Here is a 15,237-nt window from a genome sequence, read left to right as displayed (position 1 = left end):
TTTACCATATAGAATTTATATTTATTATTTTCCATATACCTTCATTATTCTTTTCGAATGTAAATGAATATTTAATATCAGTTAAAACGTACTCTTTCTGTACATATCCAGTATTACCGTTAATTGTCGAAACTTTTATATATCCATTATTCTGTACTTTTTCTGGAATCCAAGCTTTTACCATTTCATTAGATACTTCATATAAAACTTGTGATTCTCGCTTTGGTTCAGCTAAAATTTTTGTTTTATTTCCAGTAACAGTCGCATATATAAAATGCGCTTGGTTTGGTTGATTACTTTCTGTCAATCCACTTGGTACTTTATATACTTGCTTTGTATCTTTGGCAAACTCTCCTCCCATTGTAAGGGCGACTTGCAACTCATGAAAGATATCTTCATCAAACTTCAGTTCATCCTTCTTATAACTCTTCCCTTTAAATAGAACTTCATCATTTAACGCTTTGTACAATTCATTTTCATTTTTTGAGTTCGTACTTTGATATAGTTCATTCATAAATTGTTTTAATGATGAATCTTGAGCAGACTCATCTTTTGTTTTAGGCTTAATTTGAGTACTACTTTGTACCGGCGATTTATTATCATCAAGCCAAGGTTGTTGAACAATGAAAAATAACATCGTACAAACCAAAACAACTACAATAGGTAATGCTTTTTTACGAAATGGTCTTTTATGTTTTACAAAATCCACTTCATTATTTTCATATATAGACTGCTTTATTTTAGAAATAAATTCTTCTTCATCTTTACGATTCTCCATTGGCCCTTTTTTTATTTTTCTATACCAGTCAGGATTTTGTTTATTGTTCATCACTACTACCCTCCCCTATTAATTTTGAAACCTTACTTCTCGCTCTACTTAATCTCGATTTTACAGTTCCAATGGATACTCCTAATGTTTCAGCCATTTCTTCATAAGATAATTCATATTTTGCGTCCAATATAATTATTTCACGGTGCTTTTTAGGTAGTTCTAATACAACCTTCCACACATCATTCATTTCTTCTTGCTTAAAAAATTCTTGTTCTGCTGACAGGGATTGCTTATCGTCACTAAAAAATCCTATTAAAGATATCCTTTTAAAATAGGAGGATTTCAAATAGTTTATTGCCGTATTTCTTGTGATTTTTAATATCCACGTTTTAATAGATGACTCCTTTCGAAATGAATTCCAATTTTTAAACACCTTTATAAATACATCTTGCGTGATATCATCTGATAAGTGTGGATCTTTCGTAATAATAAATGAATAATTCCATACATCTTGCCAATAGTCTTTTATAACATAGTCCAGCTCATCATGATTACACTTTTCAATAAACGTCTGTTCCATTTCCACACCTCAAACTTATTTGAATAAACATAAAACTGCCCTCACTTTTATTATGGTTTCAATATATAGACAAGATACAAGTTTCATTTGTTCCATTGTTTATCTTTTTTCAGGTAGAATAATACTACTAAAAAACAAGTAAAGCATACAATGATAAAAATCCACTCATGAAAATCTATTTTTTTGAATTTAACGTAACAATCTACTTGTCCATTTCAATTTACTATACTCTTCTATTTACCATTAGCAATGCCAACTTTTCAGAAATGAAAATAAAGATAAGGTATCAATTTTCTATAGTCGCAGCAAAAAAGCATTCTCGATTAGAAAGAATGCTTTTTTGAAATTTAATTGTTCTATATTTTCCCCAACTTATATCTTTGAGTTAAGCAAACATATAATAAAGTGAAACTTTAATCCGCCCTCAACAATCGGGCTTTTACGGGCAAATAGCGGGATAAATGTAGTGAAAAAAATTCACCTTATAATTAAGTTTTATTTCTGAAATACATGTTTTACTTTTTCACCTGGAACGTTACTTCCTCCTCTTCCTTTTACACCTTCAATCATCATGGTAACAATCATGTCTGGCGCATTTGCATCGAAAGCTGCGAACCATCCCAGTTCTTTTCCGTCTGCTTCTTTAGACTCTTTCAGTTCTGCCGTACCGGTTTTACCAGCAAGCGTAACACCATCAACCTTTGCAATTCTCCCCGCGCCATCAGGGTCATTAATGACTTTGATTAATGCACTCTTTAATATCTCTTGATTCTTTTTAGAAATCACATTTTCTTTCCAATTCCCCGCTACTTTTACTTCTTTTAAAAGGTGTGGCCACGGAATATTCCCTTCATTCACAATCGGTGCATATGTTAATGCTAAATGAAGTGGCGTCATTAATACTTGTCCTTGTCCATAGCCCGTGTCTGCTAGTTGAATATCGTTTTTTATCCCATCTTTTGCAATGATTGAAATAGGAAATTCGTATTCGATTGGTAATTTTTCATGAAATCCGTACTTTTTAAATTCATTTACATACTGATCTTTTCCCATTTTCAAAGCTTGTTGAGCAAAATAAATATTATCAGAGTACTTCATTGCCTTCTCAAAATTAATTGGACTTGCATCCTTTACACGCGTGACATAGTAATTTCCCCAAGATGAATCTTTTGTCCACTTCAATCCTTGAATTTTAAATTCTTCCTTTGGATTTATTGTTTTTGTTTCCAAACCAATTGCACCTGTAATCGTTTTAAATACGGAACCTGGTACAAATGCTTGCGTGAAGCGATTCATCATTGGTAGTTTCAAATCGTTACTCCATGCTTCTCGTTGGGCTTTCGATGCTCCTCTAACTATTATATTTGGATTATAAGCAGGGCTACTTACAAGTGCGATTGTTTCACCCGTTTTAGGGTTGACCGCTGCACTAGATCCTGCTTCAGTTTTCATCTCATTAAAGATTTTTTCTTGAATTGCAGCATCAATTGTTAACGTAACAGTTTCTCCTTCTTTTGCTTCTTTTTTTGCTACGTTTTTAATCTCTTTCCCCTTCTCATCTTCTATAAATACGCGTCCACCCTTTTCACCACGCAATTTATTTTCTAACACTTTCTCTAAACCGGTCTTACCTACTAAATCATCTGCTTGATAACCTTGTTTTTGAAGTGATTTTAACTCCTCCGCATTCACCTTTCCTATATATCCAGTTAAGTGTGCCGCTGCTTCACCTAATGGATACGTACGAATATTTACTGGGCGAGATGAAACTCCTTCTAATTCAATATAATCATTCTGTCTGGTTCCCTCTTTTAAAATTCCAATTGGTACAAAGGAGTCTGGTTTTATCCATTTCGCTGTGAGCTTTTGTTCGACCTCTTCTATAGACATATCAAGTAATTGTGCTACTATTTCTTTCGTTTGCGCTGCTGTTTCGCCTAGTTTCTCTGGAATAATTCCAACCTCAGTCGCTTTACCATTCGTTGCAAGCCCTTTTCCATTTCGATCATATATTTCTCCGCGTTTTCCTTGCTCTACTTGCATACGTACTTTGTAATCTTTTTTCATTCCTGGAAAAATGAAGTCCGGTGTCCAATCTATTTTCCAAGATTCTTTATCTTTCACAAGTTTTGCTTCATGGATGAATGAAACTGGCCCTACATCCGTATCCATCTTAACTTCAAAAAGAAAAAGCTCTTTATCTTTTGTATTCTCTCCTTTCATTTTAACTTTTAAATTCTTAGCTCCAATCCCCTCATAGATTTTTTGATATTTTTCTGTGAATTCTTTTTTAGAAATCGATTTTTGAGCATGATCTGATAATTGATCATACATATTTGCAAATTTTCTATCATTCCATAAATTAATATATTCTTCAAATGCTTGTTTTGACGGTTCGTTTTTATTACATCCTACCAACATAACCGCGAAACAAACGAAAAGCAGCATCCATAATTTTTTCAATTCAATCTCTCCCTTAGTTAAAAATGATGATTCCTTTCTTAATTTATTTAATAAAAAATGTTTTAACGCTTAATAGACAGTGTAAGTAATGACATTGTTCCATATTTACAAAAAATAGACCTAATTGGAATTCATCAGTAATCAATAGATACAAAAAAACACTATACTTTCTGTCAGTTTCTACAGAAAGTATAGTGTTTTCTTATTTTATCTTTCTATATATGCTATACCGTGAGCTCCTTGATTTACAGAAGGATCTGCATTTCGATCTCCTGGATTAACTTTGATGGTATGAACATTCTTATAATTAACTAAATCTAATATACTTATTGTCCTTGATCTAAGGTTAGAAACGTATCTAACCGTTACGTCCGTAAAAGAACGCATTATAATTGGGAGTAAATCTCCTTCTATTGTACCTAACACATTTAACGATTCTCCATCAAGAACAGAAACATACCCTGGTGATGGAGAAAACATATTTCTTGTTCTCTCTCCATTCTTATTCTGGAAACATGTATGCCCTACCAATACTTTCCCATCATTCGTTACATGAACCGGGGTAATTAAATCTGAAAATAATTTTGTCTTTATAATCTTATCAGTTTCTGTATTAATGATGCTAAGTGTAGTTTTCCAATGCGTACTTCAAGTAAAATCAAGAGCATGAAACCAAGGAACAATCTAACTTTTATAAAGCCCTCACCCTATTAACATACAATCCAATAAAATAATTTGTTTCAGATATGTAGAAATATGGTTTAACCATCAATCAGTGATCAGGTCCTCTTACCCTAAGTAAACCTAAATCTATTTGTTTCCATACCGGAAGAGATAAATAGTTTTGTTCCCATCCATGTAATTAAGCGGATATGTATAATTACATATCCGCTTAATTGCTTTTAGTGCTATATTTTAATAGCGATGAATGCTATTATTTCATAAGTTGTCAACAAGCTTTATGTATGAGAAAAAGGAAGGAGCCAAATAGGCCCCTTCCTTTTTCTACTAGTTAAATAAATTACTCTCTGGTAAAAATTTATATAGTGATTCTCCTTTACAAGCGTCTGATTATGCATAAAAACCGCTAGCTTTGCTTGCTGTCGGAAAAATTAAAGATGATAGAATTAAGTTATTAAGAGACAAAAATTTATCTAGCCAAGACAGATTTGTCTTAGCTAGATAAATTTGGTGATAAATACAGGAAGTAACTCTTACGATTCAATGATTCCTTTTCCTGCCTTCTACACTTGCCACTTCTGTTTCATGACTTGTAAATAGAGATCTTCAAACTCGTTAAAATGGACGCGAAAAGCACCTAATGTATCGATATAAGCAGAAATCACATCTTCTTTATTAAAATGGAGCCCTTTCTGTACTATATCATAGCTATCATCCAGACTGTATAAATTAAAATATTCCTCATCCCAATACAGGCCACTGTTTACTAGTAAACGAGTGGAGCAGGTAAGAGCTTGTTTTACATTCCATTTCTGAGCTACTAACTTTTCATTTAAGACTGAAAGAAGGATGTTTACCGAGTGTTTTTCATCAACTATGCGGCTATATGATAGTAAAGCCGATTCTATATATATCCGTTTTTCTTTAGACATTAAGGATATCTCTATAATTTCATATGGTGGGTAATCAGTTGCTTCGATCAACCTATCACACCATGAAATTACATCCTCTCTATTCCAAAGTCTCCAGCCTAGTCCTAATGCATACAAGTGAGATAACGTTTGATAAGATTTCAACATGAATGTCATAGTGTAGTAGTCTCTAGTATCTTTTCATAGTATTTTAACGGCTATGCAATAAGGAGGCATAAAAAAAGACCTCTTACGGAAAGATAAGAGGTCATCAAGAAGATAAAAATGTTGTATTTGAAACACGCGAGTTTCTAATTCACATTATATCACTATATATCTATATATTCAACATATACATTTAAATGAGAAATGTATGTATAAAAACACACGTAATATTAATTTAGAACCGTATGTGTTCTTCTGTTATCCTATTTCTTCTACAATGCCGTGATTGTATGTATACTAATGAGCAATTGTAGCAAGTTCTTCTAAATTCCCTTCCGTTACCTCATAAATAAACAGAACAAAATTACTGTCGGATTTGGAGCCTGTTGAAATGGAACCAATTATGATTTAATACCGCTTCTGTTACTATTTCTTCGTAGGACTTCTTCACTTCAAACTAATATTTTTCCAGACGAACAAACATATCTTTCCAGACTAGATCTGCAATTTCTGTTTAATGATACCAGATAATACTTTTATATCCGGCTATCATGCCAGAAGTTTATTGGAAGATGATTGTTCTCATCATAAGCTTCAAATTCATACCCTTTTTCTTTTAATCCTTTTATAATTGCTGGAACAGCCGCAACAGATTGTGGATGAATATCGTGCATTAAAACAATTTCCTTTGAAGACGTCGCACCTGCTAAGACATTTTGAACAATTTTTGCGGCTGCTACATCCACAGGTAATTTATTGTATTTCCAATCTAGAGAATCAATTGTCCAATCCCATACTTTTAAATTATTTCCGACCACCTCATTTCGAAGTGATTCATTTAATCCAGGCATTGATCCATATGGTGGGCGTGTTAATTTCGGGGAGTTTCCAATAACATTTCTAATTAAAGATTGATCCTCTTTCATTTCCTTCACATATTCCTGATTGGTATATAGCTTTTTAAAATTATGTGTCATACTATGCATGCCCACATAATGGTTCTCTACATGCTCTCGTTTCACTAAATCTGAGAACCTTTTCACATTATCGCCAATTAAAAAGAATGTTGCTTTCACATCATTTTTCTTTAATACATCTAATAGATTAGCTGTATATTTTCCTGGTCCATCATCAAAAGTTAAATATGCAACTTTTCTTTCTTTACCATCAAAACGATTAGGTATGGATTTTTTCAATTCATTTTTAGGTAGACTGCTCACTTGTTGAACACTACTTGCCTCTTCCGCGTTTACCAGCTTAGGATTCGTAATAGATTGAAACATGTAATATCCTATTGCTACTAATGTAATAGACAACAATACACTTATAATTCTCTTTTTCTTAAGCTTAATTTTCATATTATAATTCTCTTCCTATCTTATTATCCCACTTTATGTTGTTATTTTTATTATTCTATTTGCTTATAGATTCATTAGCTTAACCAAACTCACTTTTGGACTAATCGTTTTAATAATCTATTTAGGTGAAAGTTAGTGGCCTGCACTAGCGTTCATGCCATTTCCTATAATAGTTAGAACCACAGGATATAATACTGGTCCTAAGGTAAGGAAAATGTTTAAAAGTATAATAAATTTATATAGTAAGCTATAATTTTTATCATTTCGATTTACAAATACCAGGACGACCAATGTTATTACAGTAATTAAATGTAGTAATAATATTATCAACCAATAATACATCATTATAGTAAGATTCCACTTTCCTAATAGTTGGTATGTTATCCCTATTATTATTCCTAATACTGTAACATTAAAGGAAATAAACAAAGTTCTTTTTAGTATTTTAGAAAATGTTTTATAATTCACAGTTTCATTATATAAATCTATTAAAATACTTAAAGATAGATATGCCAGCAATACCCCTACCCAATTCAAGACCCAATCTTGATTTCCCATTAAATTAAACAAAAACGCAATGATCCCTCCTACTGCAAGAATCAAGGAGATCATAATACTATTTAAAGCTGATTTCATAATATTTTCACTTCCTTAAAAATTTTATAATACAGCATTGATGTTTACTCTTAAGTTGTTCTTTACTTATTAGAATTCTTTTCATTCAGAATCTTGTATGGAAATACCATCAAATAATCCGGTCATCATACCTAATAGCATATACGAAGAATGGGGAATTACAGCAAAAAATACATGTACATGATCTTCATACAATAAACATCACCATATCCTACTCCACATAGTAGATATACAAATAGAGGATGAGATTCAGCAACTTTTATTTGCATATGTATTATTCAAACGAGAAGCAGCTGCTGACATATGTACATATGATGTTTTAAAATTAATCATACTTTATTATAATTAAGTATATATTAACAATATATTAAGTATAAGTAAATAAAATTAATTAAAATTTAATTTTATTACTTATTTAAAGGGGGTTACATATATGAACAATATTAATGTTGGTCAAAAAATTATGGCATTTAGAAAAGGTGCCGGATTAACCAGTAAACGTTTAGCAGAGTTAGCTGATATAACACCTTCCATGTTAAGTCAGATTGAGAAAGGAATCACAAATCCATCATTACAAACACTAAAATTAATTTCTGTAGCATTAAATATTCCATTGTTTAATTTTTTCTTAGAGGATACCAATACAGAAGAATTAGTTGTAAGAGCTAACCAAAGAAAAAAAATAACTTTTCCTGAAAGCGGCAATGTTTCGTATGAGCTATTATCTCCTAATCTAGATGGATCACTAGAATTGGCTCTAATGAATCTGTTACCTCAAACTGCTTCATCTATGCAGCCTGTGGCGCATAAAGGGGAAGAAATAGCATTTATTATGGAAGGACAAGTAAAACTACATCTAAATGATGAGGTTTTACTTCTCAATACAGGTGATAGCGTTAAAATCCCACCTTATGCAAAACATAAATGGGAAAACACTTCTTTAAACAAAGTCACTGTTATATTTGGAGTAACCCCACCATCTTTTTAATTTCAAATACTAGCAAAGAAAAGTTAGAGAAAATAATTCTCTAACTTTTCTTGTATACATAACTTTATTGTAAGAAAGTAAAAAACTTGTCTCATAATTATATGAGATTAAAAGTAGTGAAATATATCTTTTTAATTACATACTTAATTTATTTTTTAATGTCCAGTATTTTTCTCCATTCGCTTCAAAAGAGAATTCTACCCAGCCATTTGGATCTTCACGATAAATAAAGATGGTTGTTCCAGGAGTTACTGTACCAACTTTATTCTCCTCGACAGCTACATCTGGTCTACTTTTAATTTTTAAATTAAATGGATAAGGTACCTGATAGTAAGTAGCTGATGATACAACATTTGAGCTTGAACCGTTTGCATACATTTTATACGGAATTTCATTAGATAACGCGTCGACATCTAATGTTTCAGCATTCTTTGGTAATTTTTTTGCATATGTATAGTCTTCTGCACGAAACGGTTTAATACGTTCCATAATACCCGCAATTTTTTTAGCCCAGCCTTTATCTGATGCATATTTCACGTTCATGCCAGTTAATGTTGGCCCGTTATAATACATACCACTTTCTTCTAAATATCTTTCTCGTACATAATTAGCGTTATAAGCAATACTATCGCCGTAGCTTGGTAAATATTTCGCATATTTAAACGGATCTCCATCATATGCACGTAGACCGAATAAATTATGTTTTTGATATGCGATTTCTGATTTTCCGTATCCAGATTCTAAAATCGCATGCGCCGCTAAATAATGAGCACTCACGCCATATTGATTTTGCGCATTGATAAAATCTTGCCCATGTCCAACTAAGGGACTATCTGAATGATATTTTGCAATAAAACTATCAATCTCTTGAGCTGTAATTTTCGAAGCTACTGTTAAATTTAGATCTTCATATGACGTAGCAGTAATAACCTCTTTTTCATCGTTTAAATTTTGTTGTAACATATCTGTTTTTGCAGTAAGTTGAGCAGCTTCCGCACGTGTTATAAATCTATTTGGTTGCCAACCGTTCTCAGTACCATTAGAAATTTTCAAACCGATTAAAATATTAGCATATTTTTCTCCCCAATGCCCTTTTAAATCTTCAAATTTAACCTGCTCGTTATGATTTGGTGTGCTTTGTAGTTTATATGCATTTACTAGCATCGTAGCCATAGCAGCGCGAGTTACTTTTCCGGATGGATTGAAGATTCCATTACCTTCCCCTTTAACAATACCGGCTTTTTCAGCAGCAGCAATATAAGGAGTAGCCCAGTGGTTTTGTGAATCTGTAAAAGATGGTTTTGCATTAGGATCAATTTGTATCCCTAAAACTTTTGTCATAATTTTTGTAGCCGAAGCTCTGTCTAATGAGTCATTTGAACCAAAAGTTCCATCTGGATAACCATTCAATACCTGTTTATTAACTAAATAATTAACAGATTTATCAGCCCAGGCAGGAACATCAGGGAATTTATGAGTATCTGCTAAAATATTAGAAGAATAGGATAATATAGCTCCTGCAAGGATACCTGTTGCAATTAATTTGTGCTTCATTAAAATAAACACCTCTACCATTGTATTTATCAAATTGAGATTTTCTATTTTTATATTTACATGTTTGTAATAAGAATAAAATCGTATTATCACGCATTCAATTTGATGTAACGAGTATAGTTACTTATATACACAAGTGTCAATGAATTTATTTTGCAAAAATGCATAATATTTACATCGTTTTATAATTAACTTATGTATAAATCAGAAAGTTTTATTGCCAAATCTTCATACTTTCCCTCTTATATGCTCTGTTATTTACTCAAGTTCCATTCCTTGGTTGATTTATTTTTATACTGCTCTCCAATAACCCTATTCTGATTTTCTGAATTGCTGCAACAGCAGAGTTAGGGGCTATTTCAAACTCTTTCATTAATTTTTGTATTTCCACAGCTCTACTATCCTTCTAGGCTACAAAATAATTCATTATAAAATGAATTATTTTGTATGAAAGCTAAAATTAGCCTAAATAAATCTAGTGATTTATTGGTATAATCAATATCGTATTCCATTTTATGGATAAACAAATTAATATAAGGCTATGTTTTAAAACATATAAAAATACTGCTAATTTAATATTAAACATAATAAAATACATAGCCCTTTCTTTTTACTATTAAAAAACATATTGAAGTAAGGAGTTATATTATAATAGCAATCTTTCAAAGTAATGTTCTAAAAGCTGAACAAATTGCTACTCAAATGAGATCAGCTTCTGACGCAATTCAAAATGCAACAGGTAAATCAATAACGCACGCAACACGTACAACTTTAACCGTTAATTCCAAAGCACAGGAAGCAAACCAACAAGCCTTAGAATTAACTAGACAATTTCTTGCTGCCTTTCAGCAATCCATTGACAATATACAGTCTGTAGCAACAGAGTTTGAACGAATGGACAACGAATTACAGAAGAATTTTTAGCTTTTTTAAGAATTTTTCCTTTACCCCTTCTATTAACTTATATATAAGCAAAAAGGTAGGCGGAAAAAATGAATCAAGAAATAGAACAAAAAATGAAGGTCTTGAGTCGAAATCTAATGAATCTATCCGAGGAACAATACCAAAATCAACACGCAATACAAATACAAGAACAAGCAGAAGCAGACTTTCAAGAATTAAAAATACGCAGCCATCGCTTTTTTCATCGTATTTTAGAAACATGGCATGGTGATAAAGAACTCTTTCGCTTTTTTACCAATATACAATTAGAAACTCAACAAATTGAAAGAAGCCTTTCTTATAAATTAGAAGAACAAAAGGAAACATTAATTCAAGAGAAACAAAAAATGCGCTTTCTTCATTTTTCCCTAAGGATTGGGATAGAGTACAGATACTTGATTCTATCAAAGAAGCATACGATAATAAGATTCAAGTCGATACAGTTAGATATGTAGGACAAACATCCCACTGATTTAAAGTAGAAATGATTATACAAAATAATGAGATAATAACAGCATATCCTGTTTATACTAGGAGGTAAAAAATGAAATATACATACGAATTTTATCGTGATGGGCTTGGCGGATTAAGAATACGTTTGCCAAAAGAAATTTCTATAATTTCTCATTTCTTGGAAGATATTTTAGATGATGAAGCAGATGAGTATATACAAATTTTAGATAATGTAGTAGACAAAAAAGTTCCGCAATATGAAATAGAAGGGAACGTAGCAGCAGTCTACATTGAACCTAATTACACCAGTGCTATTAACTTATTTATGAGTGCTCCAAATAACCAATGTAAAATTGAGACCTCTGAATTTAGAAAACTACTTGTGTTGTGGCGAGATACAGTAGTAGCAGAAGGGAAAGATATAGAAGTATAAAAGAAAACTACCTTCTGTGATATTTAGATCATAGATGCTAAACTCAATAAAATCAAAGGTAGGGATATAAAAGATTTTACAATTAAGATGCTGCACTTAATATTGTTAACAATTATTTTTGCTTATCCCTCATTAAATGTAAACTACCACCCTTAACCTCCCATGTTTTTCCGGTACAAGAATAAAATGTTAAAAACAGTTTTAAAATGAGTTTCTTTTTCACCTTGTAAGCTGTAGAGCTTTCATATATTCCCCTTTTCTTTCAAGGGCCTTTTTTGCATCCTCAGCCGTTAATGCAAAATCTACTGCACTGTTCTGTAATAACTCCTTATTAGCTTACCTGAAGAAATCTCTTAGTTGTTAATTTGCCAACCTTTCTTGTTTACTATTAATCAATTAAAAAAAGAATTTTTTGTTTAAGAGCTACTTTAAAATCTTAAGTTGATGGATGTGTGAACGTACCGCTACTAAAATTCTTGCTTTTAAATGATTATTACTATATTATATTTATGTATCAATATAAGGATTATGGTATATAAAAAGGAATCAAATCTATAAGTAAGAATTAAATCCTTTTCAAAATCAAAAAGACTTTACCAAAGTCTAATATAATTTATGCTTGTCTTTTTAATATGTATCTAGTAAAAACATATTTTTTATCAATAGAATTCTGTTTTCAATATAAATTGAAACTTTTAAAAGACGTTTATTTAGTTTCAATGATAGTGATTAGTGTTCTAAACAAGGAACCATGCAAAGTGATCTGAAAAACCTGAGAGGTATTGTATCTAGTTTGCTCATCTCCAGATACTACAATAAAAGAGCCTTACCTCTCTAGGCAAGACTCTACTAGTTTAGTTGTATGACATTTACATGATAACTAAGAAACAGAAAACATATAACACCAAATAGCAGCACCCTATTATTCCTCCTACAGCTAATACCTGTTTAACCCAACTCTTAAATTTTTGATTACTGTAAATCGCTTGCACTCTTTCCATATTTCCTCCTATTAAGGAGAACCTTTAAAGACTCTCACCTCGCTATAGTACCATTAAAAAATGAATAATAGAGATCTAATGTATAAATATGCAATATTACATACGAAAATGTATTGTTTTAATTGTAAGCGCTTACTATAATAATGTTATAAAGATTTATCACATCTTAATACGAAAAAAGAGGAGAGAATAATATGGAAATCGCAATGGCAGTTTTAAAATTTATAGGTGGAGCTATCCCATTAATTCAAGAACTTCTAAAAGCATTTATGTAAATTCACTATTTAGCAATTATTTATAAAAATTATCATACAAATGATCTGTCTATCAAAAATAAATTGATTTACAGATCATTTGCGTGATCAAGGTCCCTTTAACATGATTAAGGGGATTTTTTAAAATTTTTAAATAATTAAGGTTACGTCACATCACCATCAAGTTAGCAAAATAAAATGAAACTTTAACTTGATGATGATGGGGTAACAGTTGTGATTTAGAGATAAGATCAGATTATACAAAGTTTTGCACGTCAGCGATACCGGAAATAGACTTCGCCTTTAGTAGCAAGAATCCCCACGAAAGATAGTCAAACTTGCCTCTTTAGGAATAAGAGTGTCAATTTAAATAATGCATTCTGAAACACTACTCTTCTTCTAAAATAGCGTAATAATATTCATCCCACCATTCATTCCCATGTGGTATACACTTCCTAAAATAACCTTCCCTTCTCATTCCAATCTTCTCCATCACTCGATATGATGGAATATTTTGTGGCTGACATGTAGCTATAATCCTATGTAATTTCATTTCCTTAAAGCCATATTTCAGTGTAGCTTGTGCTGCTTCAGAAGCATATCCTTTATTGAAGTATTTTGAATTGAACACCCAACCAATCTCATAAGTATGCTCACCAAAATATTTATGAAAAACTATATGATCAATCAGAATATCCCTATCTATTAATACTACAGGAAAGTTCTTAGCGTTTTCACCAATGTTTTCATTCACAAAGTTTCTTGTATTTTCTTCAGTAAAAACCCCTTCAGGTATGTACTTCATAACATTGATATCTGATGTATACTCATGAACAGCTTGCCAATCTTTGAACTCAAATTTTCGTATCAATAACCTTTCTGTTTTTATAAACATTTACTTTCCCCCCTCAAAAAATTACAATTATATTTGAAACCCACATTTAACCCTTAAAACAAAAAGAACTTGTAGGAATCTCTACAAGTTCTTTTTAGTTTAAGGTGAATATAAGGGACAAACAAACTATCTTACAGATTGACCGTAGAAACTTCAGGGGTAATGCTTTGACAAATATATTATATAACAAATATTAACATCTACAGAATTTATTTTTGAAAATTATGTGAATTAATAAATAAAATAGTTTTTTCTTAGCTATTATTGTTAATAACTGATGGTATCATTATATTTCATTCTGCAACTTATTTAGAAGAGCTATGTACATTTTGAAGAAGTTCTTCAATAAGTTTTGTTTTTTCATTTACCTTTGTGGCATATTTGAAATCACCATAACAATATGGATACCTAAAATTATTTTTATTTCCACCACAAGTGTACATTGCTGGATTTTGATCAACTTTCATCTTAGAAAATTTTTTGGCCGAATCCTCCGAGTGTTGTTTAACTTCTTGACTAGCAATAAAATCAATATACCCTGGCCCCATATTATAGCTTTGAATAATTGTATCCATGCTAACATCTTTTTCCGTTCCATACTTGTACATTTTAGCAAAGTGCTTTACCCCTTGTTTAATGCTCAAGCTTGTCTCTTGAATTTCATTTGGCTTTAATCCAAGTGATTCGGATGACTGCATAGGGTCGTTTCCCTCACCTCTACTCTCTTGGTACATAATTCCTAATAAAATTGGTGTTTTCTCTCCTAAATTATATTTTTCTAATTCTTTTTTTAAGGTAGACTCATATTGCAATACACGTTTTTCGGTGGCTAGCGCTTTATTTTGTTGAATATTGGTTTTATGATTAAAATATAGCATTCCAAGTATTGTTCCTAAACCTAAAATACTAATAAGGAACACTTTTATAATTTGTTTTTTACTTGTATCCTTCATATATTCCTCCTCGTATAAGAAATTCAATTTTTTCAAAGGTAATTGGTTATCATAAACTATGTAATGAACATCTATCTCCCGCCCTTTTAGACTTATACATCAATACTTTAAGGTTTCAAGTTTAATATAAAAATTTAAAGATAAGGTAAAGATAAGATAAAGATAAAATAAAGGGTATTTTTTAGCCTACTTTAAAAG

General features: G+C 31.4%; 13 protein-coding genes and 3 pseudogenes. 6 read left to right on the top strand and 10 right to left on the bottom strand.

Features of this window, described 5'->3' with window-relative positions:
• Position 1: 1 nt before the first annotated feature.
• The 7 genes and pseudogenes from BAQ53_RS11845 to BAQ53_RS26235 all read right to left on the bottom strand — a co-directional run.
• On the bottom strand, positions 2-829 hold the full coding sequence (locus tag BAQ53_RS11845; protein WP_001060765.1) for a hypothetical protein: 828 nt from the start codon (positions 827-829) through the stop codon (positions 2-4).
• Positions 819-1,352 carry an RNA polymerase sigma factor gene (locus BAQ53_RS11840; RefSeq protein ID WP_000438327.1) on the bottom strand — a complete coding sequence of 178 codons (534 nt, stop codon included), beginning with the start codon at positions 1,350-1,352 and terminating at the stop codon, positions 819-821. The genes BAQ53_RS11845 and BAQ53_RS11840 overlap by 11 nt, the downstream gene beginning before the upstream one ends.
• Before the next feature lie 495 nt (positions 1,353-1,847).
• Positions 1,848-3,815, bottom strand: a complete 1,968-nt coding sequence (locus BAQ53_RS11835; protein ID WP_000737776.1) for a penicillin-binding transpeptidase domain-containing protein — start codon at positions 3,813-3,815, stop codon at positions 1,848-1,850.
• A 1,244-nt stretch (positions 3,816-5,059) separates the two neighbouring features.
• A complete protein-coding gene (locus BAQ53_RS11830) occupies positions 5,060-5,572 on the bottom strand; it encodes a hypothetical protein (protein ID WP_033673011.1) in 513 nt (170 codons plus the stop codon).
• 536 nt (positions 5,573-6,108) lie between these two features.
• Positions 6,109-6,930 carry a peptidoglycan-N-acetylglucosamine deacetylase gene (locus BAQ53_RS11825; protein WP_000694608.1) on the bottom strand — a complete coding sequence of 274 codons (822 nt, stop codon included), beginning with the start codon at positions 6,928-6,930 and terminating at the stop codon, positions 6,109-6,111.
• Positions 6,931-7,062: 132 nt separating this feature from the next.
• The gene (locus tag BAQ53_RS11820) at positions 7,063-7,566 is read right to left on the bottom strand and encodes a DUF3902 family protein (RefSeq protein ID WP_046946283.1); all 504 of its coding nucleotides are present in this window, start codon (positions 7,564-7,566) and stop codon (positions 7,063-7,065) included.
• A 90-nt stretch (positions 7,567-7,656) separates the two neighbouring features.
• A pseudogene (locus BAQ53_RS26235) lies at positions 7,657-7,835 on the bottom strand (D-serine ammonia-lyase); the annotation flags it as partial.
• A gap of 164 nt (positions 7,836-7,999) precedes the next feature.
• On the opposite strand from BAQ53_RS26235, the gene BAQ53_RS11815 reads away from it, so the two are divergent.
• On the top strand, positions 8,000-8,554 hold the full coding sequence (locus BAQ53_RS11815; protein WP_001059813.1) for a helix-turn-helix domain-containing protein: 555 nt from the start codon (positions 8,000-8,002) through the stop codon (positions 8,552-8,554).
• Positions 8,555-8,689: 135 nt separating this feature from the next.
• On the opposite strand, the gene BAQ53_RS11810 is transcribed toward BAQ53_RS11815, so the two are convergent.
• On the bottom strand, positions 8,690-10,108 hold the full coding sequence (locus BAQ53_RS11810) for an S-layer homology domain-containing protein (RefSeq protein ID WP_000680973.1): 1,419 nt from the start codon (positions 10,106-10,108) through the stop codon (positions 8,690-8,692).
• Positions 10,109-10,759: 651 nt separating this feature from the next.
• Here BAQ53_RS11810 and BAQ53_RS11805 point away from each other — a divergent pair.
• The 5 genes and pseudogenes from BAQ53_RS11805 to BAQ53_RS11785 all read left to right on the top strand — a co-directional run bounded on the left by BAQ53_RS11805 (position 10,760) and on the right by BAQ53_RS11785 (position 13,212).
• Positions 10,760-11,032, top strand: coding sequence for a TIGR04197 family type VII secretion effector (locus BAQ53_RS11805; RefSeq protein WP_033690113.1), 273 nt, complete (start codon positions 10,760-10,762; stop codon positions 11,030-11,032).
• Between the two features lie 68 nt (positions 11,033-11,100).
• Positions 11,101-11,400: pseudogene (locus tag BAQ53_RS11800) on the top strand (DUF3958 family protein); the annotation flags it as partial.
• Positions 11,355-11,522 carry an EndoU domain-containing protein gene (locus tag BAQ53_RS26625; RefSeq protein ID WP_199717863.1) on the top strand — a complete coding sequence of 56 codons (168 nt, stop codon included), beginning with the start codon at positions 11,355-11,357 and terminating at the stop codon, positions 11,520-11,522. The pseudogene BAQ53_RS11800 and the gene BAQ53_RS26625, both read left to right, overlap by 46 nt.
• A 72-nt stretch (positions 11,523-11,594) precedes the next feature.
• On the top strand, positions 11,595-11,936 hold the full coding sequence (locus tag BAQ53_RS11790) for a hypothetical protein (RefSeq protein WP_000878115.1): 342 nt from the start codon (positions 11,595-11,597) through the stop codon (positions 11,934-11,936).
• Between the two features lie 1,089 nt (positions 11,937-13,025).
• A pseudogene (locus tag BAQ53_RS11785) lies at positions 13,026-13,212 on the top strand (hypothetical protein).
• 367 nt (positions 13,213-13,579) lie between these two features.
• On the opposite strand, the gene BAQ53_RS11780 reads toward BAQ53_RS11785, so the two are convergent.
• Both BAQ53_RS11780 and BAQ53_RS11775 read right to left on the bottom strand, forming a co-directional pair.
• On the bottom strand, positions 13,580-14,086 hold the full coding sequence (locus tag BAQ53_RS11780) for a GNAT family N-acetyltransferase (protein ID WP_000470147.1): 507 nt from the start codon (positions 14,084-14,086) through the stop codon (positions 13,580-13,582).
• Between the two features lie 305 nt (positions 14,087-14,391).
• Positions 14,392-15,039 (bottom strand): lysozyme family protein, encoded by a 648-nt coding sequence (locus tag BAQ53_RS11775; protein ID WP_061884177.1) that lies wholly within the window; start codon positions 15,037-15,039, stop codon positions 14,392-14,394.
• Positions 15,040-15,237 lie beyond the last annotated feature (198 nt).

The organism is Bacillus sp. B25(2016b), from assembly GCF_001679765.1.
In the GTDB taxonomy this organism is placed as follows: domain Bacteria; phylum Bacillota; class Bacilli; order Bacillales; family Bacillaceae_G; genus Bacillus_A; species Bacillus_A thuringiensis_K.
This window is presented reverse-complemented; position numbering and strand designations above follow the sequence as displayed.

What these genes read in the sequence shown, in the direction of transcription:
- BAQ53_RS11845 (WP_001060765.1), bottom strand. Translation starts at nt 829, where the DNA reads ATGAACAATAAACAAAATCCTGACTGGTATAGAAAAATAAAAAAAGGG.
- BAQ53_RS11840 (WP_000438327.1), bottom strand. Translation starts at nt 1,352, where the DNA reads ATGGAACAGACGTTTATTGAAAAGTGTAATCATGATGAGCTGGACTAT.
- BAQ53_RS11825 (WP_000694608.1), bottom strand. Translation starts at nt 6,930, where the DNA reads ATGAAAATTAAGCTTAAGAAAAAGAGAATTATAAGTGTATTGTTGTCT.
- BAQ53_RS11820 (WP_046946283.1), bottom strand. Translation starts at nt 7,566, where the DNA reads ATGAAATCAGCTTTAAATAGTATTATGATCTCCTTGATTCTTGCAGTA.
- BAQ53_RS11815 (WP_001059813.1), top strand. Translation starts at nt 8,000, where the DNA reads ATGAACAATATTAATGTTGGTCAAAAAATTATGGCATTTAGAAAAGGT.
- BAQ53_RS11810 (WP_000680973.1), bottom strand. Translation starts at nt 10,108, where the DNA reads ATGAAGCACAAATTAATTGCAACAGGTATCCTTGCAGGAGCTATATTA.
- BAQ53_RS11790 (WP_000878115.1), top strand. Translation starts at nt 11,595, where the DNA reads ATGAAATATACATACGAATTTTATCGTGATGGGCTTGGCGGATTAAGA.
- BAQ53_RS11780 (WP_000470147.1), bottom strand. Translation starts at nt 14,086, where the DNA reads ATGTTTATAAAAACAGAAAGGTTATTGATACGAAAATTTGAGTTCAAA.
- BAQ53_RS11775 (WP_061884177.1), bottom strand. Translation starts at nt 15,039, where the DNA reads ATGAAGGATACAAGTAAAAAACAAATTATAAAAGTGTTCCTTATTAGT.